The sequence below is a fragment of the Desulfovibrio inopinatus DSM 10711 genome (genome assembly GCF_000429305.1).
Lineage (GTDB): Bacteria > Desulfobacterota > Desulfovibrionia > Desulfovibrionales > Desulfovibrionaceae > Alteridesulfovibrio > Alteridesulfovibrio inopinatus.
Map to the genome: position 1 here is coordinate 24,100 of NZ_AUBP01000028.1, position 19,636 is coordinate 43,735.

Consider the following 19,636-nt stretch of genomic DNA (forward strand, 5'->3'; position numbering starts at 1 on the left):
TTCCTTACAAAAGGTTGGGTGGCTCGTCCTCTGTTACCTGTTGAACGCATCTTGAAGACGATACCGAAGATGGGTGAAGCGTTTTGCTCCGCCGATATTTTTGAGTCCAATAGCCAAAGCGCGCCGGCCACCGATCAGAACAGCCAGGCGCTTTGCCCGCGTCAATGCTGTATAAATGAGATTGCGTCGGAGCATGATGAAGTGTTGGGTGATTATCGGAATAACCACAGCAGGATATTCACTGCCCTGCGACTTGTGAATGGTGACGCAATAGGCAGGGGTCAATTCATCTAACTCGGTTTTTTCATAGGTGACAAAGCGGCCATCAAAATCGACGACAAGTTCGCCCTCACCCTCATCAACTTCGCAAATCGTGCCTTGATCGCCGTTGAAGACGTCTTTCTCATAATTGTTTCGGGTTTGCAAAACACGATCTCGCATCCGAAAAATGGTACGCCCTCGACTCAGGCTTGCTCCCCGGGGGTTGAGGCGTTCTTGCAACAAGCTATTCAACGCCAGTGTGCCGACCTCTCCTTTATGCATGGGGGACAAAACTTGTATTTCGGAAAACGGTGACAGCCCGTATGTGTGCGGAATTTTATCACAAACGAGTTCAACAATACGCTGCTGCACCACCGTCGGTTCGTTTTGTTCCACCCAAAAGAAATCAGCTTCCGGCGGGTCTTTGGGGGATTGCACCGGAAACGCTCCGGTATTGATACGGTGAGAATTCACCACAATCATGCTCTCCCTGGCTTGCCTGTAAATATGGGTCAAGCGAACACTCGGAACCGCCTCGCTTGTTAACAGATCGTCGAGGACATTGCCTGGCCCGACCGATGGCAACTGGTTGACGTCACCGACAAGCAATAAACGACAGGTCAATGGCAAGGCACGCAGAACATTGACACAGAGTGTCGCATCGAGCATGGAGACTTCATCGATCACAAGGACATCGGCTTTAAGCTTGTTGTCCTCATGGAATGCAAAGCTCCCTCCCGGGGTATATTGAAGCAGCCGGTGCAAGGTGGTGGCTTTATGGCCCGACGCTTCAAAAAGTCGTTTGGCCGCTCGACCGGTGGGAGCGGCTAACTTAATAGAAAAGCCAAGTTGATCCAAAGCATCAACAATCGTTTTGGTGATGGTGGTCTTGCCGGTTCCTGGGCCTCCCGTAATGACAAAGACCTTATGTTCACATGCACCGATAACAGCCTGGCGTTGTTCTTCGGATAAGGTGATACCGGCTTTTTTTTCTATCCCCGGTAAAATGGAATGAATTTTCTTTTTCGGATCCGCGGCACCATGATCAGCCAAGGCATGCAAGCGTTCGGCAATTTCTCGCTCATAACGATAAAAATGGCTCAAATACACGCCTCGATCAATCGTCTGCTCCGGAAGCGGTTCAACAAACACCTTTTTTTTCTCTTCCAGTGACGTCAGCGCGTCTTCGAGCAAGTCGACGTCGATATCTTGGAGCATGTCCGCAACAGCTGACAACAATTCTTCAGCGGGATAAAAGAGGTGCCCTTGCTCACTGAGTGTAAAAAGACAAAACACAATGGCTGCTTCCAAACGCATAGGACTGTGCGGGTCCAGTCCCAGTTTGGTCGCCATGATGTCAGCCGTACGGAACCCGATTCCAGCGATTTTATACGCAAGGTCATAGGGATTCTGCTTGATGGCTTCGACCGCTCCCCGTCCATACAGCTTTAATATTTTTGCTGCATGCGTTGTGGCAATGTCATGACTTTGTAAAAAAATCATGAGGTCGCGGACTTCGCTCTGTTCCTGCCAGGAATCTTGTATGGTTTTGAGTTTCTTTTTGCCAAGCCCTTCGACTTTGAGCAATTTTTCAGGATCATTTTCCAGAATGTCGAGAACTTTATCACCAAAGGCATCAATCATGCGTTCGGCCAGCGTTTCTCCAACACCTTTGATCATGCCTGAAGAAAGGTATCGTCGGATACCGTTGATTGTTGCCGGTAGTTTTTGCTCAAACGATTCAACCTGAAATTGGCGTCCGTATTTTGGATGCTCAATAAAATGCCCACGTAAATGCAATATTTCGCCAGGAGTGACGAGCGGAATGGTACCGACAATCGTTGTCAAACCAGGTTCGGAAGTGGCTTTGACGCGAGCGATGAGATAGTTGGTCTCGGGATTGAAAAATGTCACCCCGGACACTTCAGCCCGTAATTCGTCAAAAGAGCTGTCTTCGTCCGACAGAAGGCGAGGTTGTTGCGTGTCCGGGGGCATAAAATATCAGAGATTGATGGACGTTACAGTTTTTGTCTGTACTGGACGGATTGTCGCAGGGTTTCCTTATCCACATATTTAATGTCCGCACCCAAAGGAATCCCTTGCGCTAAGCGTGACACGGTGATGTGGGGAAAACGATCCCGGACAAGCGAGATGATATGCGTTGCCGTCACTTCAGCATCCAGTGTGGTGCCGAGTGCAAGAATAAGCTCGGTGACTTCACCTTCAGCTAAACGTTGCATCAACACATCAAAGCGCAGGCTCTTGGCGTCAACGCCATCAAGAGGAGCGATGAGCCCCCCCAGAACGAGATATTTTCCTTTGTACAGACCAGCCTCTTCCATCACGAGTAAGGAATCCCATTCCGAGACAAGACAGAGTTCCGTGGTATTCCGTCCAGGGTCACTGCAAATGGAACAGACTTCGGTTTCGGAAAGGCTGGCACAACTCGAACAGACATGGAGCGTATCACGGAGTTCACGAATGGTTTCGCCAAGACGTACCGTGCGCTCTTTGGGCCAATGCAATAAACATAAGGCCGCTCGTAGCGCAGATTTTGGTCCAAGGCCGGGCAAGCCGGCCATTTGTTCAACTACGTCTTGAAGAGGTTGAGGCAACTTTTGCACGCAACCGTCCTTTGATGGGGTGAAACTTAGAACAAGCCGGGGATCTTCATGCCCCCGGTCAGTTGCCCCATTTCCTGCTCATTCATTTCCTTGGCCCGTTTCATCGCGTCGCTGACGGCAGCAAAAACAAGATCCTGCAGCATGTCGACATCTTCCGGATCAACCACCGATTTATCGATCTTAATGGACACAAGATCCATGCCGCCATTGACAACCGCCGTAACCATGCCGCCACCGCTTGTGGCTTCAATGGTTTTGGTTTTCATTTCTTCCTGCATCTGGGCCATTTTGCGCTGCATAATCTGGGCTTGGCGCACCAGGTCGTTCATTCCTTTCATAGGACTTCTCCTTCACAGAAACGTCTTCTTTAACGTTCCTATTTGGTTTGAATATCGATAACTTGAGCTCCAAGTTCTTCCTGCGCCTTTTGGATCAAAGGCTGCTCCATAATCGTTGCTTTGAATACCGAACTTTCTTCGGTGGTCATATTTTCTTTCGCAAGAATTTCGATGCGGACATCCGGCCCAAGATAAGATCGCGCCAGGGTAGTTAAAGCCGGGGCCTCTCCTCCAGCACAAACGTGTCCCTTGTGGGTTTGATTGATACACGTAATACGTAAAACAGGGCCAGCATTATCCTGAAGAATCTCCCCTGATGCAAGTGCAATTCCACGTACGGATTCGCCGCCAGCCTTCACCTGCTCGTCATGAAACGCCACCAATCCTTCCCACGTCTTTGGTGCATCCGGCTGCGGACTGGTGGCGGCTGGATGAACGACTTCCGGCGAGGGATCGGAAACCGGAGGCGCTGAAAATGATTCAAAAGGCGGAGAATGTGGCGCTTGAGGTGATTGCGCCGTAGACGCAACCTCCGGTTGTGAAGGGGCCAGATCGGGTTGGTATGGATGCGTTTCCTGTGACGGTTCTGTCAGCTCTCTCCGTTCATTGGAGTTTTTTTTTCCGTCGGACGGTGATGCCGTCGGAGCTACTGGCCGGACAGGAGTTCCCGGAGATGCCGACGCCCCGCTTGGCGCACATTCAAGTTCTTCCAACGAAAGCAGCCTGGGCAAATATGTCAGGTTAAGCAAAAGCAGCTCAAGAGCGAGCGCCGGTTCCAGGCTTGTCATCACGCGACGTTGTCCTTCCAGCGTCATTTGCCAGCAGGCATGGATATGCCCAATATTGAATCGACCGGCCCATTCGAGCCAGGATTCGGCTTCATCACGAGTAAGCTCTACCAAATCGAATGCCGCCTCACCTGCCTGGCTCAAAACAAACATATTGCGCCAGCAGGAAGACAATTCGCGCATAAAAAATCCGATGTCCAACCCTTTATCCAAAACATGATGAAGAACGCGAAGCACCGAGGCGATATCCTGATCGGCAATGCCCCGCATCAATTCAAAATAGACATCCTGGCCAGCCAGTCCAAGAATGTCGCGGACATCGTCTGCACGAAGCGCCCCAGATCCAACGGCCAGTGTTTGCCCGAGCAATGACATGCCGTCGCGGACACTACCCGCAGCACGACGAGCCAGAATAGAAACAGCGGACTGATCGTACTCAACGCCTTCCTTATGCAGAATGCTGGCTAAATGCGCCTCCAACGTTGCCTGAGGCATGCGTTTAAAAATATAATGCTGGCAACGGCTGATGATCGTGGCCGGAAATTTGTGAGGTTCCGTTGTGGCCATAATGAAGGTCACGCGCGGCGGTGGTTCTTCCAACGTTTTCAATAACGCATTGAACGCCGCCCGGGAAAGCATGTGAGCTTCATCTATAATAAAGACTTTATAACGGCTATTCAACGGAGCATAGCCGACGTCTTCTTTCAGGCGTCTGGCTTCTTCGACGCCTCCATGTGTCGCGGCGTCAATTTCTATGACGTCCGAAGAAATTCCCGCGGTAATCTGCCGGCAATGAAGGCATTCATTGCACGGTTCCGCCGTCGGTGCAGTGGTACAATTGAGTGATTTGGCCAGAATTCGAGCCAAGGTCGTTTTACCGACTCCACGCGTTCCACTGAAGAGATACGCCGGCGCAATCTTGTCCGTGAGCGATGCCCGAGACAAGATTTTTTTAATTTCTTCCTGACCAGCCACCTCATCGAAGCGTTGTGGTCTGTATTTGGCTGTAAGGCTGGCAGAACTCATGACGACCTTATTTTTTCTTCAATAAATCCGGCCCGGCGTTTTTTCGTCGAACACCGGGCCGGGAGTAGATATGCTGGCTACAACGTTTGCGTCTCATAGATTTTCCGCACGCCCCCATTGTGCAGATGCATCAAAAATCGATACGCAAAAAATAGCAACCCCTTCGGCAATACTCGCTTAGAGATCGTAAGGCTGCAACCATGCGGCGTATTTGGGATTTTCTCCCTTCACAACATCAAAGAAGGCTTTTTGCAAGCCCAGAGTGACTTCGCCCGCACGGCCTTTGCCGATGGTACGACGATCAACTTCTCGAATGGGCGTGATTTCGGCGGCCGTTCCCGTGAAGAAGGCTTCATCGGCCGTGTACAATTCGTCTCGCGTAAAGCGATGCTCAATCACTTGATATCCCATGTCGCGCGCAACAGTGATAACACTTTCGCGGGTGATACCGGCCAAAATGGAGGTCAAGGGCGGAGTTTTGATAACATTCTTCTTCACAATGAAGATGTTCTCGCCCGAACCTTCTGCCACGTATCCATCTGTGTCAAGCATACATGCTTCATCGTAGCCGTCGGCAACAGCTTCGACCTTGGCCAGTACCGAGTTGACATAGTTGCCACAGACTTTGGCTTTGGTCATCATGACGTTGACATGGTGACGCGCAAAGGTGGAAGCTTTAATGCGAATACCACGCTCCAAGGCTTCTTCACCGAGGTAGGCTCCCCACGGCCATACCGCGATTGCCGTGTGAATGGGGTTTTTCCCGGGGTGAACCCCCATGGCTGCCCCCGTACCAATAAAAATGAGCGGACGGATATACCCTTCGGCTAACTTGTTGGCAGCCAGCGTTTCAAGAATTGCTGCCGTAATGGCCTCGTTGTCATACGGCACGCTAATTTCGACAATCTTGGCTGATTCACATAGTCGATCAACATGTTCCTTGAGCCGAAAAACAGCAGAGGTGCCGTCTTTTTGCTTGTACGCACGAATACCTTCAAAAACGCCGACACCGTAATGCAAGGTGTGGGTCATGACGTGCACATTAGCCTCGTTCCAAGGAACGAGTTTTCCATCGAACCAGATAAGATCGGACTTCGGCGACATGGTTTTCCCCTTTCTAAAATGAAATGAATCCGCAGATTTCTTCGGTGATCCGCGGCGAAAAGATACGAGGCGCCAGCGTTGAAAGAAGCGCCGAAGAAAAAAGTGAAAGCTAAAAGAAGACAGGTCCAAGGTCAAGAAGCCAGTGCATTTTCTTTGCCAACCTACCGAGATATTGCCCATATTCCTTGTGCTTGTTATGAGGCTCAACCGCACAACGGAGACAATACAACATGAATTCTACTGCCCCGTATTTTATAGCGAATACGCCGTTTCTTGCTCCCCTGGCAGGATATTCCGACTTGGCATTTCGCCTTCTCTGCCGAGAATTCGGTTGCGCTGGCGCGTTTACGGAAATGATCAGCGCGAAAGGATTGGTCTATAATAGTCCAGGCACGCAACGGCTTTTAGATACTCGTCCTGAAGACTTACCACTTATTGTTCAGCTTTTCGGGAGTGAGCCTGAATTTTTGGGTCTCGCGATGGAAAAAGCGATGGAACTCGGGTTTCGGTATTTTGATCTCAATGCAGGATGTCCGGTGAATAAAGTCGTGAAAACAGGAGCCGGAGCCGCCCTCGCCAAGAATCCCAAAACCCTTTTTGAAATTGTCCGGACAATGGTCCGAAAGGCCGGTCACGGCCATGTGGGAGTGAAGTTCCGCACGGGTTGGAATGAAGGTGACCGACTTGACATTGAAGGAGTCAGTAAAACTCTTGAAGACATTGGTGTTGGCTGGTTGACACTTCATCCACGACTTGCCAGTCAAGGGTATTCCGGACAGGCGGATTGGTCTGCTCTGCGCATACTCAAGGATGCCGTTTCTATCCCGGTCATTGCTAGTGGAGATCTGTTTTACCCTGAAGATGGTGTGCGCGTTATCGAACAAACCGGCGTCGACACGATTATGTTTGCTCGAGGAGCTCTTCGTGACCCGTCAATTTTTGAAAAGTATCTTTTGCTTCGCCAAAACAGCCCTCTTCCGGTATGCGATGGACCGGCAATGGCTCATATCATGACGCGTCATGCTCATCTTGCCAAACGCTACTCGAACCCTCATCTTGCTCTTCTGAAAATGCGTACGATTGTGCCACGTTATCTCAAAAATTTGGCAGGGAGCAAGCCGCTTCGTGTCCAACTCACGCATTGTGCTTCCTGGGAAGAACTCGACGAAATTATCTCTAAGGCATCGCAGTTAGAGCCCGTGCCGCAAGCTGTTCACACTATACAAGCATAACGCACACAGAGAGCCGCCCTGTCATACCAGAGCGACTCATCAACTTGTTTATATATAGATGCTTCCGCTCTTACGTCGGAATCCGTGTTATGCAGGAAACGCGTTGACTTGGAAACGTCGTCAACACTTGGAGAGAAGAATTGAAGCGGCCTGGAGCCCGACGCCGAATCCACACAAAAGACAATGTGTGAGATCGCTTCGATCAAGATATTTTTCAAACAAAAGCGGTAAGGTAGAAGAAACGGTATTACCATAGTCTTTGATATCGAAAGGAACTTTTTCCAGCGGTAAATCCATTGTGCGAGCCAGGCTGTGAATAACATGACGATTGGCTTGGTGCAGAAAAAACATATTAATATCTTCCCGAGACAACCCATTGACTGTAAGGCATGACTCAATGTTGCCTGGCACGTCACGCATAATAAGGTTAAAAATATCGCGTCCATCCATAAAAAGATGCTGCCCTGGCCGTTTGATTAGCGCTTCATATTTTTCACCGAACGATGCGAATGCACCGACACCAATCTGCCAAAGAGGATCATCCGTAAGTAATGTTACGGCAGCAGCATCCCCGAAAAGAAGCGCTGTATTCTTGTCATTCATATCGAGAATGTCGGAATACGGATCCGCAGTGAAGAAAAGGCCGCACCGCAATTTGTTCGCTTCCATAAAGCTTTTGCATACCGACAAACCGTACGGATACCCGGCGCACCCCAACCCCAAGTCCAACGTTGCCATGCTATGGGGAAGGCCCAATTTGGACTGCACAATGGTGGATGTTTGAGGAATTGTGTAATCACCGTTTTGTGTACAAATGCAAAGAAGATCTATGTGTTGTAAAATGGATGTGTCGACCAGTTTATTCTGTAACGCGGTAAATGCGTGAACACACAAATCCGATGCTTGTTCTTGAGGATCCTTTTTTGCTAATCGATTAATGCCGATTTTTTCCAGAAACATCGGACCAACTTCAAAACGCTGAATAAGGTCGGCGCTTTCCAGCCCTGTTTCTGGAATGTAGCCACTTATGGCGGTAACGCCTATCATGCCTCACTTCCTTTATGCATTGATTCTTGTGTGATGTATTGTTGCACTGCGCAAATGGCAAACGCTGATGTCGCATCGTCCGATGCCTTGCTGAGTATGGCACAGAACGTTGATTGTCGATCTTCTACATATTATCTTATTCGCGTACTTTGTAATACTCTCCAGGCTCTGCGCTCTCGCCTCAAAAGGCGGGGAATTACAAAAAACAACAGGGATATCTCTCACTGAGATATTAAACCGTGTTATGATGCTTTGTGTTGAAAAAGAATGTAGACGACGTGATATCAATATCTCTTCAATGATGTAGCGAGAGGCAAGTGAATAAATCCATTCCTTCCTCTGTGATGAAATACATTACTTACACACAGAATAACGCGATATTGCAAATATTTTATGACATAATTTATATAAACACATTGCTATTGTTTGCAGGTATCAATGTGAAACCTATAACGATTCACAAAAAATATTTTGTTGTCTGCATACCTTTGTATTTTTTCACTGTATATATTTATTTTTTTGACTTACAAAACTGCAAACCAAGAGTCAATGAGTATTTTTTAGATCGATGAATCAGTCACAACAATCAACTTTATAGTGTGTTTCTTTGACAAACAACGACAAGTCCATATCAAAACTTAAAAATGTCACAAGAGCAAAAAAATAAAACATGTGTTGTTGTGTTTCTATGATTCTGGGCTATGTTTTGTTGAATACGCTACGAAGCAACGCCTCTGAAGATATCACCCAGTTACCGTGTTGATTTTTTTTAAAAAAATTACGTAGTGAGAATTGGTTGACATACGATACCAAGAAGACCCACAATACGTATGATATTATCGTGTCAGCGACTCAGGAGTTTCGGGTTGACAGACGCAGTCACGGTGGACAAAACAACAAGATTACTCGACCTTTTTCACCTTATGCTCCTTCATGGAGAAACATGTCATGGCGCAAACGAATATTTTGCTTGAAGCCGGAACGAATGAGCTTGAAATTGTTGAATTCTATTTGGACGAAGACACGCCTTCGACATCGGACCCGACAAAAAAATACCGCGGCTATTACGGTGTTAACGTTGCAAAAGTACTTGAAATTATCCGCCTTACCCATGTGACAGAATTACCAGAAGTTTCACACCCTTCAGTACTCGGCGCATTTCGACAGCGATCGCACGTCATTCCTTTGGTTGACTTGAGCATTTGGCTTGGAAAAAGCCGTGTCGAAAGCGAATCTCCCAAGGTTATTGTCACAGAGTTTAATAATGTCACAACGGCATTTCTTGTTTCAGGAGTAACACGCATCCACAGGATGAGCTGGGAAGCTGTTGAACCGCCCAACACCTACGTTTCCTCGCTTAGTGGAGATTGCATCACCGGTGTTGTTAAATTCGAAGACCGTATTGTCTTCCTGCTTGACCTGGAAAAAATGGTCGCAGACATCAACCCAGGGCTTGGCTTACGGCTTGATCTTGATATCACGTGGGACGCGAGCAAAACATATCGTGCACTTATCGCCGATGACTCTGTCCTGATTCGGCATATGCTCAAGGATTTGTTGGAAAAAGCCCATTTCCAAGTTGAAGCCGTACAAAATGGCAGAGAGGCCTGGGATCGTCTTCTTGAGATAAAAGCACGAGCAGAAAAAGAAAACACAAACATAGAGGATTACTTGCAAGTGGTTGTTTCTGACATCGAAATGCCATCTATGGACGGACACAATCTGACGAAACGCATCAAAGAAGACCCTATTTTAAAGCGTCTTCCTGTAATCCTTTTTTCCTCGCTTATAACGGATAAGCTTCGACACAAAGGCCTCGCTGTAGGAGCTGATGACCAAATATCGAAACCCGAAGTCGGTGCATTAGCGCTACGTGCTATGCATCTTATCGAAGAAAAGCTTGATATGGTTGCGAATTCATCGGCATAAAACGTATAATTTAAAGCCCTTATCCGTCTCACCTTAATAAACAGGCTTTTTTCCCCTTTTCACAAGATCATTGCCGCGTGGCCTTTACGATGAAGCCCACGCGGCAATGTGTTGTTTTTCTATGCGCTATTGCGCCGCTCTCTGGAGATGTTCTCAGTCTTATTCAACAAATCCGGGGTAACTGTTCACCTTCAAGCATATTGACCATTCGCTTGCCCCCAAGCGATGTCGTCAGAATGACCTTTCCGGCCTGTTCCGACATGACCTGCCCGATAATGCACGCATCCTGCCCCAGGGAATTTCCCTTCAGGATTTCAAGGGTTTTCGCAGCATCTTTTTCAGCAACGATGCAGATAACTTTACCCTCGTTCGCCAAGTACAGCGGATCAAGACCGAGAAAAGAACATCCCGCCGCTACTGCTGGCCGTATGGGAATATCGCCTTCAGCCAGGAAAATACCCACTTCGGATTGCGTCGCAATTTCATTCAATGTCGTTCCGAGCCCGCCACGTGTCGGGTCACGAAGTACATGAATATCGAGACCCGCTTCAAATAAACTCAAGACCATATGGTTAAGTGCGGCGCTGTCACTTTGGACCGATGCGTCAAATGTCAATCCTTCGCGCGACCCCATAACAGCCAGTCCGTGGTCGCCCATGTAGCCACTCACGATAACAACATCTCCAGGTTGCGCGCGTGAGCCGCTTGGCGGTATGGGAGCAATAATTTTTCCAATACCGGTTGTGTTGATAAATACTTTATCAGCGGCTCCACGAGGGACAACCTTTGTATCTCCAGCAATAACGAGAACACCGGCTTTTTGAGCCGCCTCTCCCATTGAGACCACGATACGCCGGAGGTCATCCATGTCCAACCCTTCTTCCAAAATAAACCCGCACGTCAAATAGAGCGGTTGAGCCCCGAGCATGGCAACATCGTTAACGGTGCCGTGCACAGCAAGCGAACCAATGTCTCCGCCGGGGAAAAAAATGGGATCAACCGTGAAACTATCTGTGCTGACGGCAACTTTGCCATTCAGTTCAATGAGAGCGGCATCGTCAAGTTGACCGAGAATGTCATTGCCCAAATTCGCAACAAAGAGATCTGTCACCAAACGGTGAGAGGCTTTGCCGCCACTACCATAGTCGAGAAGAAGTTTTTCAGCCATATCGGTTTTCAAGTCCTGCTTGAGATTTTATGCATCAAGAACGGTAATTTAACTGAGTTCCAAGCGATATTTGTAATAAGCTGCACAGCTTCCTTCGGTTGAAACCATGCATGGTCCCACTGGTTTGGCCGGTGTACAGGCTGTTCCAAAAAGGCGGCACTGATTTGGTTTGATTATGCCTTTCAGGACATCTCCACACTGACATCCTTTAAGTGGAGGCGTCTCCTCTATCGTTAAATCCAAAGCGCGTAAGGCATCGAATTCGGCATAGTCATTGGAGAATATAAGCCCACTTCCATCAATTCCCCCAATTCCGCGCCATAGTGCAGGGCCGTGATCAAACACCTCATTCATGATGGCCACGGCCTGAGGATTGCCTTCGGAAGCAACAGCCCGAGTATAGGCATTGACGATATCGGCTTCTCCATTGGCACGCATACGTGCAACATAAATCAAGGCTTGTAAGATATCTGCTGGTTCAAAACCTGTTACAACGCCCGGCACCCCATATTCAGAAGCCAAAAAACGATAGGGTTCAAGCCCGATAACGGTGGAAACATGTCCTGGCAATAGAAATGCGTCAACCGACGTTTTGTTGTCTGCAACCAAAGCGGCCAAGGCTGGGGGGACAAGTTTATGAAACGACATAACGAGCAAATTGGAGATACCGCGTGCTTGAGCAGTTTTGACAGTGGCAGCAACTGTGGGGGCTGTCGTTTCGAAACCTATACCAAGAAATACGACAGTTTCAGTGGGATTATCGACTGCTAAGGTCAGGGCGTCAAACGGTGAATAGACGATCTCTACGCGGGCACCTTCGGCTTTGGCCGTCTTGAGCGTCTTGCCGTTTGGCCCGGGAACACGCAACAAATCGCCAAACGTGGCGATGATAACATTGTCACGTTCAGCCAATTTGAGATAGGCGGCGACTTCACTGTCATGTGTGACGCAAACCGGGCATCCCGGACCGGAAAGATGCTCTATGGTGTCTGGCAGCAGCGAATGAAGGCCGCTGCGAAAAATTGCTACGGTATGCGTGCCGCAGACTTCCATAAACGTAAGCGGAGAAGTCTGTATCGATTGAAGAGTCCGAAGAAGCTGACGGCACAAATCAGGATCCTGGAAAGCCGTGGAAAATTGAGTGGTCTGGTCCATAGTGCTTGCGGAGGGGTTGGCGTTGTCAAACTCTTGCCGGGATAAAGAGAAGCAGTCAGCCCGGGTACATAAAAAATGACATCGCCAGAGTATAAGTTGCCAAGACACGTTCGTCCACTGCCCGATTTCGGCAAAATGGATAAATTCTTTATATTTTCTTTTGAATGTAATGCTCTTTCGGTACGGTAAACACACCGCCATTTCAAAGCTGCAAAATTTTTCTTCGTTGCGTTATAATTGGCAAACCCTTTGCAATAACCTGCAAAAACAATGGGTAGTAGTGCATTTTATTGACGACACCGGCAGGGAGAATCTATGAATCCAATCAGCCAATACGATACCAGCGGAAATACGAACGCAAGATTGACGCGTGGCAATACGAGAAAAAATAATGGAGGAACGCCAGCGCAAATCCAAACAGGCTACACACAGGATACAGGTTCAATGCAGTCGGAAATGATGCTCCGCGCGAGACCCCATCTTGGAACTCGTCTTAACCTCATGGTGTAATCTGGTTTTGGAAATTGTGATGTACATGATGAGTGTCAATGTTTTGACTAAGTTCGATAACAAACGAACTTTACTGGAAAACAAAGGTGCCAAGCTTTTGTTAACCAGTTCATTGGGTACGCTTCGTGCTTTGTATTGAGAAAAAGGATGCTTCATGCCCGACTCCACTGTGACTCCACTTCGCGATCTTGATATCATCAAAGCTCGCGAAGAACAGCAAGCCGAAACAGAACGGCATGATGCTGGATCCCGTGAGCCCAATGAACGAATTGACCAGCTCAATACGTTGCGTGAGAAAACGGCGAAAACAGCCGCTGATATTGGAAGATTTCTCAAGCAACAAAAGGAGCTGCTTATTGAGCAGAAACAGATTCGCTTCAATCTGAAAGTAATGGGAAAAGGTATTACTCCGGAAGAAGAAACTCGGTTCAACAGAATTATCAAAGCATATGAAAAAAAAGTAGGTCTCCTCCAGCAACAATTACGAGCAGTCGAGTTTATTAACGACTGTCTTATTGTTGGTATGCGTGCTGAAAATCTCAAGAGCAAACTTCAGTCAAGCAATTCCAATGTTCGCGAGCAGGCAAAACTTGGTTTGAAGCGCCTTCAGCCTGTTGTTCGTACATTTAACAAAAAAATTGCTTCCAGCCTGTATAATATAAATCCGACCAAATTTGGCAGTTTGAATGCTGCTGTTAAAAAACGCGACGATGTGTCGGTTGTCCAACAGACTATGGGAGGTCTTGTGGACAGTTACTCCCGGAATTTGGCTGCCGATAAAGCGACGTCATTGAAGCAATCGACAATGGATACCGTCCAGGGATATGAACGACAGAAAATTCAGGAAATCTACAAACAAAAAACAAACAGGCGAGAACCCACACCTGAACCGAAGCTCAAAAGCAAGCCTTTGTCTCCTCGTAAACCGGCTCAATCGGTAACACCTGAGCCTTCACTTCGTCCTAAGACATCGGCGTTTCCAGATATTGCAGGCCGGCATGCCCCGAAGCGCCTGAAGGAGCAGAAACCTGCGGAGACTCCACCGCCGTTGTCGCCTCAACAGATTTCGCGCCAAACGCCACCTTCGCCAAGCACAACGCGAAGCCTGTCCCGGCCTTCCAACAACTTGTTTTCCGACTCAGGGATGGGTATTTCTGCGGAAAAAGACATGCAGACTATCTATGACCGTGTTTTCGATGAAATGCTTGAAGAATATGAAGTCGAACGAAAAAAAAAACGCGGTAGAACTCAACTTCGCCAATCTCGCTTGATTGATCCTGCCTCGGGAGACGAACCTTTTTAGCCACGCTTTCTCTTTCCGTATTATTTCGAAACAATCCTGTCTTCATTCTCCTTGAGACCAGCGTCATCAGTCCCTTTGATTTTTCCCGTCGGCACTGGTAGATGGTAAGAAAAACAAGGAACAATTCATCGGCCATGTCCAAAGATCCTCTTCATATATCCACACCGTGCAGCCCTCCCCTCTCCTCGTTGGCTGCAACACGTCTTGATCCCATCCCAAGTGACGCCCAGTGTGAAGCACTGTGGGAAGAGTTCAATATGCTCGACAATATTCGTAGTCATAGTCGGCTTGTAGCCGAAGTCGCTACGAACCTTGCATTGCTGGGAAAAGAAATCGGACTGGCCCTCAACGTCCAGGAAGTGCGGGCATGTGGTTTGTTGCATGATATCGCAAAAACCTACACAATACACCACGGCGGCAGTCATAGCCAACTCGGCGCCTCCTGGATTTGTGAATTGACATGCAATCCGCGTCTGTCACAAGGCATCGTGCATCATGTCTATTGGCCATATCGTATTGACGTACGGGCGCATTTTTTGCCTATGGCCATTATCTACTGTGACAAACGGGTCAAGCACGATAGTGTGGTTTCGTTACAGGAACGATTCGACGATCTGGTCGCACGTTACGGCAAAACTCCCTACATACAAAGCCGGATTCGTCACTCCTTCGACCAAGCCGAAGAAATCGAATCTGCGCTCAGCCAACTATTAGGAATCGATCTTCATGCGCATACTTTTGATAGCGGGCGGATGGTCGACTGAACGAGAAGTATCGCTTCGTGGAGCCGACATCATTGCTGTATCTCTTGCTCGGTTGGGACATGAGGTTGTTCGTCACGATCCGGCAACCGATTTTTCCAACTTCGTTCATGATGCCAAGCAATGTGATTTTGCCTTTTTCAATTTACACGGCGAGCCGGGAGAAGATGGTCTTTTTCAGGCTATTCTCGAAACCATAAAAATTCCCTACCAAGGGACCGCGCCTGCCGGTTCTTTTTTAGCGCTCCATAAAGCAGCTTCGAAGCTCATCTTCGAAGCCAATAACATTCCGACTCCGCAATGGACTTTTTTAACACAACGTCCAGCCAAAGATTGGTCCCCTCCATTTGCGGGACCATGGATTCTTAAACCCAATACGGGTGGATCCAGTCTCCATATGGCATTGGTTGAAGAGAGAACAACACTGCACGAAACTCTATCTACAGTGTTTACCCATTGTAACGAAGTGCTTGTTGAAGAACTTCTCCATGGAGTGGAATTGACCTGTAGCGTTCTTGACGAAACACCATTGCCTTTGATTTTGATTGATCCACAGAACGCAAACGGTTTTTTTGACTACGACAGCAAATATCAACCAGGAGCCGCAAAAGAAATATGCCCTGCTCCTGTTTCCGATTCGATTACAAAAAGAACCCAACAACTGGCTTTGGCCGCCCACAAAGCTCTGGGCCTTGCCGGATGCAGCCGATCTGACTTTATTCTTGTGGGGGAAGACCTTTTTCTTCTTGAAGTAAACACCCTGCCCGGCATGACCGCGACAAGCCTTCTTCCCCAGGCAGCCCAAGCCGCGGGCTATTCCTTCGACGAGTTGATTACCAAACTGATCACCTTGGGGCTCTCGCGAAACTTATAAGCCGCAACCATTGGGACCACTCATGCAGACGCATCCTCTTTCTTTATCATTTCGAACCAGCTTATCTCTTCTCGTCAATGATGCGGTCTGGACTATGGCGACAGTTTTGCACGCCTTTGCACCGCACCTACGAGATAACCTACGTGAACGCCTCGTTCTCGACTTACCTGAAGAATCATCTCTTTCCGAAGGATTCGATGTTTGGATTCAGGCGGAATCAGGAGGTGAAACGCTCGTTGCATGGGAAATTCTGAAAACATTACCTCCACAGGGACGCCTTAAAATTCTTTTGACGGCGTCGACCATGGATGGACTGGACGCGTTGTCCAAAACAGCGATGGATTTCAGCAAGACTCGTCCTGACCTTGATATCTGGACATCTTCGTTTCCTTTCGATGCCACAAACTTGATGCGTAAGGCGCTTTTAACCTATCGTCCGAAAGTTGTTGTCCTTTTGGAAGCCGAGTTGCATCCTGGTCTCATGTCACAATGTACACGACTAGGCGTTCCTCTTATTGTGGCGAATGCACGTATTTCTACAGATAAACTTGCTAAATGCCTTGGACAAAACACCATGTGGCGGGAAATTGCGCCACGGGCGACCCTAGCGGTGACAGAAAACGATGCAAGTCGTTTTCAACTTCTTTTTGGCGAAGACAAAAATGTCTCCAGCATATCCAATATTAAGTTTGATTATCTTGGTGAAGGCGACCCCATTCCTTTTGTGGAAAATACGCTCAATCGACTTTTTCGTCCGACGGCGTCTTTGGCCGTTTTCGGGTCTGTTCATGAAGAAGAAGAGGATGATGTCATTCGGGCTGCGGCACGATTGCATGTAAAACGCCCGAAAACATTTATCGGTATTTTCCCGCGGTTGCCGTATCGAACTCCGGCTATTAAAAAGGCTTTGGATGATGCTGGTCTCCCGTTTGTTTTGCGCTCGCAAATAACCAGTCATGTCTCTGCTGGAACTATTATTCTTTGGGATCGTTTCGGAGAACTCAACGCTGCGTACTCTATGGCCCGCGCCGTTTTTGTCGGTGGAAGCCTCCATCCACTTGGGGGGCAAAACTTTTTAGAACCACTTCATGCCGGCGTCATTCCTATCATCGGGCCATATTGGCGACATTTTGCCTGGATCGGAGAAGGCATTGTCGATCAAGGTCTTGTTACGCAAGTAGCCGGATGGAAAGATTTGGCAGAAGCCATGTTGTCATATCTTAAAAGACCAAAATCACGAGAAAAAGTTCGAAAAGAAGCGAGTGAGTATATTCGGGCGCGTCAAGGTGGTACGGTTGCGGTATGCCATGAAATTCGAAAACACCTTCAAGCTGGTTTCGGATATGCGAAGATTTCACGGTGACAATTTGCCGAATGCAGGCAATTGTACGGTGACCCGGACTTTACGAACCATTCCTTTTCATTGTATCTGATTTTGTTGCGCCATATGGCGTCAACAATCATCAACCCTCGCTCGGAGAGACTGCATGAAAGCTTTACTGGCCCTGGAAGACGGCACCATTTTCGAAGGCCGCTCATTCACCGGTTCCGGCCGCGCCCAGGGAGAAGTCATATTCAATACCGGCATGACTGGATATCAGGAAGTTTTGACCGACCCGTCGTATGTCGGACAGATGGTCTGCATGACCTATCCCCATGTCGGAAATTACGGCGTCAACTTGGATGATGTGGAGTCTGACCGCATCCATGTGGAAGCCTTCATTGTAAAAGAATGTTGCAAGACCCCTTCGAACTGGCGCGCGAAATCATCATTGCCTGACTATCTTACCAAACATGGCATTTTGGGTATCGAAGGCATTGATACACGTGCATTGACCAGACACCTACGTTTACATGGTGCAATGCGGGGCGTGATCTCGACAGATGTCGATGATCCGCAAGCACTGGTCGATTCGGCAAAATCCATTCCTTCCATGGAAGGACTTGGTTTAGCCATGAATGTGACGTGCGAGGGTCCGTACCGTTGGAATGGCTCGGCTCCTGAGCCGGTAACTCTTGCGGATGGTCAATACGACTGGCCTGGTGACGGTCCCCGTGTTCTTGTGTACGACCTTGGTATCAAATGGAACATCTTGCGTTTACTTGCAGCCGAAGGCCTTGATTTGCTCGTTGTTCCGGGGGACTTTCCCTATGAATCCGTCAAAAAGGTTGCGCCGGACGCCATATTTTTATCCAATGGCCCTGGAGACCCGGCCGCACTGGGAGGTCTCAAAGAGACTGTAGCGCAACTCTGTGAAGAGTATCCAACAGCAGGCATCTGCCTCGGGCACCAGCTCCTTGGTTTGGCATTGGGTGGAGAAACGTTCAAATTGAAGTTTGGCCATCATGGGATCAATCATCCCGTCAAAGACCTCACCACGGGACGTATCGAGATTTCTTCACAAAATCATGGATTTTGTGTCGATATTTCACGTCTCGAAGATATTGAGGTGACGCATGTCAATTTGAACGACCAGACGTTAGAAGGTTTCGCCCATACCAAAAAGCCGATCATAGCTATCCAGCATCACCCTGAGGCCGGCCCCGGTCCGCATGACACGCGTTCGTTTTTCAAACGATTTCGGGAATTGCTCCGCGAATCTCTTGGTAAGTAACATACGTACCTTTTTGGATACGCCTTCGGGCAATACGGAAACCATCTTTCAGCAGGCGAGGAACACATGTCGACGGAACTGATCAAAGCCAGGACCAATCTCTCCCAGGTCAATTCCTTTCTAAAGCAGCAAAAATTTCTGCCTGCTGTGAATTCCCTTTACGAAGCGTTGCTAACCATTTTGAAAAACCCGTTGATGAAGGCCGAACGTGAGGAGTTTAGCAAACTCATCGATAAGGCCGTATATGTAATCAACTCGGATAGAAAACTGCGTGAACTCTATCCTCTCGCGCTCAATTATGAACCAGGGCAAGAGAGAGCGCTCGCCGAATCGCTGAGAACGCTTGTCCATGAACTTGAAACCACGGTTCTGGACGAAGCTCGAGACAAATTGGCCAGTTTAGAACAGCAAAAACGCGAAGGTCTTGAAAAAGCACAGAATCTTCTGAATAACAATCTCCAAGGTGAAGCCAAAACTCTGCTCGCCCGGCTGGTCAAGGATTATCCGGAAGACAGTGAACTGCGCGCCAATATTGCTGAAATGTTGATTAAAGCTGAAATGTATGAGGAAGCGTTTGATTACCTTGATCAAGCGTTGTCGATCAATCCAGAGCAGATTAAGCTTTATAATAGCATTGGAATTGTTTTGCGAAAGCTCAGAAAATTTGAGCTCGCCGAGAAGTATTTCATGCGCGCCGTCTCCTACGCCAAGCAAGACAGCAATCTGTATTTCAATATTGGTCGACTCTATCTCGACTGGGAACGCTGGGACAAAGTCGCCAAAGCGGCCAAGTTAGCGATTAAATACCGACCTGATTTTGTCGAAGCGCAAAAAATGCTGACTTTTGCCGAGAAAAAGTTGGCCAAGTAAACTCAATCTCGACTTCAATGCGAGGAGCCGG

The 19,636-nt window shown here is 48.2% G+C and carries 17 protein-coding genes; 9 read left to right on the forward strand and 8 right to left on the reverse strand.

Features of this window, described 5'->3' with window-relative positions; translation table 11 throughout:
• Nucleotides 1-33 precede the first annotated feature (33 nt).
• From recD2 to G451_RS0116780, 5 genes are all read right to left on the reverse strand, one after another.
• On the reverse strand, nucleotides 34-2,256 hold the full coding sequence (recD2, locus tag G451_RS0116760; protein WP_051261599.1) for an SF1B family DNA helicase RecD2: 2,223 nt from the start codon (nucleotides 2,254-2,256) through the stop codon (nucleotides 34-36).
• Nucleotides 2,257-2,279: 23 nt separating this feature from the next.
• A complete protein-coding gene (recR, locus tag G451_RS0116765; RefSeq protein WP_027185167.1) occupies nucleotides 2,280-2,885 on the reverse strand; it encodes a recombination mediator RecR in 606 nt (201 codons plus the stop codon).
• A gap of 26 nt (nucleotides 2,886-2,911) precedes the next feature.
• Entirely contained in the window at nucleotides 2,912-3,223 is a 312-nt protein-coding gene (locus G451_RS0116770; RefSeq protein WP_027185168.1) for a YbaB/EbfC family nucleoid-associated protein, read from the reverse strand.
• Nucleotides 3,224-3,261: 38 nt separating this feature from the next.
• Nucleotides 3,262-5,037: a DNA polymerase III subunit gamma/tau gene (gene dnaX / locus G451_RS0116775; RefSeq protein ID WP_027185169.1), complete on the reverse strand. Its 1,776-nt coding sequence runs from the start codon at nucleotides 5,035-5,037 to the stop codon at nucleotides 3,262-3,264.
• Between the two features lie 177 nt (nucleotides 5,038-5,214).
• The gene (locus tag G451_RS0116780; protein WP_027185170.1) at nucleotides 5,215-6,141 is read right to left on the reverse strand and encodes a branched-chain amino acid transaminase; all 927 of its coding nucleotides are present in this window, start codon (nucleotides 6,139-6,141) and stop codon (nucleotides 5,215-5,217) included.
• 230 nt (nucleotides 6,142-6,371) lie between these two features.
• Here G451_RS0116780 and G451_RS29970 point away from each other — a divergent pair, with 230 nt between their 5' ends.
• Nucleotides 6,372-7,373, forward strand: a complete 1,002-nt coding sequence (locus tag G451_RS29970) for a tRNA dihydrouridine synthase (protein WP_051261600.1) — start codon at nucleotides 6,372-6,374, stop codon at nucleotides 7,371-7,373.
• 120 nt (nucleotides 7,374-7,493) lie between these two features.
• Here the strand turns inward: G451_RS29970 and G451_RS0116795 are convergent, their stop codons facing one another.
• Complete coding sequence (locus G451_RS0116795) at nucleotides 7,494-8,420, reverse strand: ketoacyl-ACP synthase III (protein WP_027185171.1); 927 nt, start codon at nucleotides 8,418-8,420, stop codon at nucleotides 7,494-7,496.
• A gap of 948 nt (nucleotides 8,421-9,368) precedes the next feature.
• Here G451_RS0116795 and G451_RS0116805 point away from each other — a divergent pair.
• On the forward strand, nucleotides 9,369-10,349 hold the full coding sequence (locus G451_RS0116805) for a chemotaxis protein (RefSeq protein WP_027185172.1): 981 nt from the start codon (nucleotides 9,369-9,371) through the stop codon (nucleotides 10,347-10,349).
• Nucleotides 10,350-10,512: 163 nt separating this feature from the next.
• Here G451_RS0116805 and hypE read toward each other — a convergent pair whose 3' ends face one another.
• On the reverse strand, nucleotides 10,513-11,517 hold the full coding sequence (gene hypE, locus G451_RS0116810; protein ID WP_027185173.1) for a hydrogenase expression/formation protein HypE: 1,005 nt from the start codon (nucleotides 11,515-11,517) through the stop codon (nucleotides 10,513-10,515).
• 48 nt (nucleotides 11,518-11,565) lie between these two features.
• Entirely contained in the window at nucleotides 11,566-12,672 is a 1,107-nt protein-coding gene (gene hypD, locus G451_RS0116815) for a hydrogenase formation protein HypD (protein ID WP_027185174.1), read from the reverse strand.
• Between the two features lie 315 nt (nucleotides 12,673-12,987).
• Here hypD and G451_RS34205 point away from each other — a divergent pair, with 315 nt between their 5' ends.
• The 7 genes from G451_RS34205 (at nucleotide 12,988) to G451_RS0116850 (ending at nucleotide 19,605) form a co-directional block, all read left to right on the forward strand.
• Nucleotides 12,988-13,182, forward strand: coding sequence for a hypothetical protein (locus tag G451_RS34205; RefSeq protein ID WP_156921686.1), 195 nt, complete (start codon nucleotides 12,988-12,990; stop codon nucleotides 13,180-13,182).
• A gap of 154 nt (nucleotides 13,183-13,336) precedes the next feature.
• Complete coding sequence (locus G451_RS0116825; protein WP_027185176.1) at nucleotides 13,337-14,485, forward strand: hypothetical protein; 1,149 nt, start codon at nucleotides 13,337-13,339, stop codon at nucleotides 14,483-14,485.
• Between the two features lie 134 nt (nucleotides 14,486-14,619).
• The gene (locus G451_RS0116830) at nucleotides 14,620-15,249 is read left to right on the forward strand and encodes an HDIG domain-containing metalloprotein (protein ID WP_051261601.1); all 630 of its coding nucleotides are present in this window, start codon (nucleotides 14,620-14,622) and stop codon (nucleotides 15,247-15,249) included.
• A complete protein-coding gene (locus G451_RS0116835; protein WP_027185178.1) occupies nucleotides 15,212-16,120 on the forward strand; it encodes a D-alanine--D-alanine ligase family protein in 909 nt (302 codons plus the stop codon). The genes G451_RS0116830 and G451_RS0116835 overlap by 38 nt, the downstream gene beginning before the upstream one ends.
• Before the next feature lie 22 nt (nucleotides 16,121-16,142).
• Nucleotides 16,143-17,483, forward strand: a complete 1,341-nt coding sequence (locus G451_RS29975) for a 3-deoxy-D-manno-octulosonic acid transferase (protein ID WP_051261602.1) — start codon at nucleotides 16,143-16,145, stop codon at nucleotides 17,481-17,483.
• A gap of 124 nt (nucleotides 17,484-17,607) precedes the next feature.
• On the forward strand, nucleotides 17,608-18,735 hold the full coding sequence (gene carA / locus G451_RS0116845; RefSeq protein ID WP_027185179.1) for a glutamine-hydrolyzing carbamoyl-phosphate synthase small subunit: 1,128 nt from the start codon (nucleotides 17,608-17,610) through the stop codon (nucleotides 18,733-18,735).
• A 66-nt stretch (nucleotides 18,736-18,801) separates the two neighbouring features.
• Entirely contained in the window at nucleotides 18,802-19,605 is an 804-nt protein-coding gene (locus tag G451_RS0116850) for a tetratricopeptide repeat protein (RefSeq protein WP_027185180.1), read from the forward strand.
• Nucleotides 19,606-19,636 lie beyond the last annotated feature (31 nt).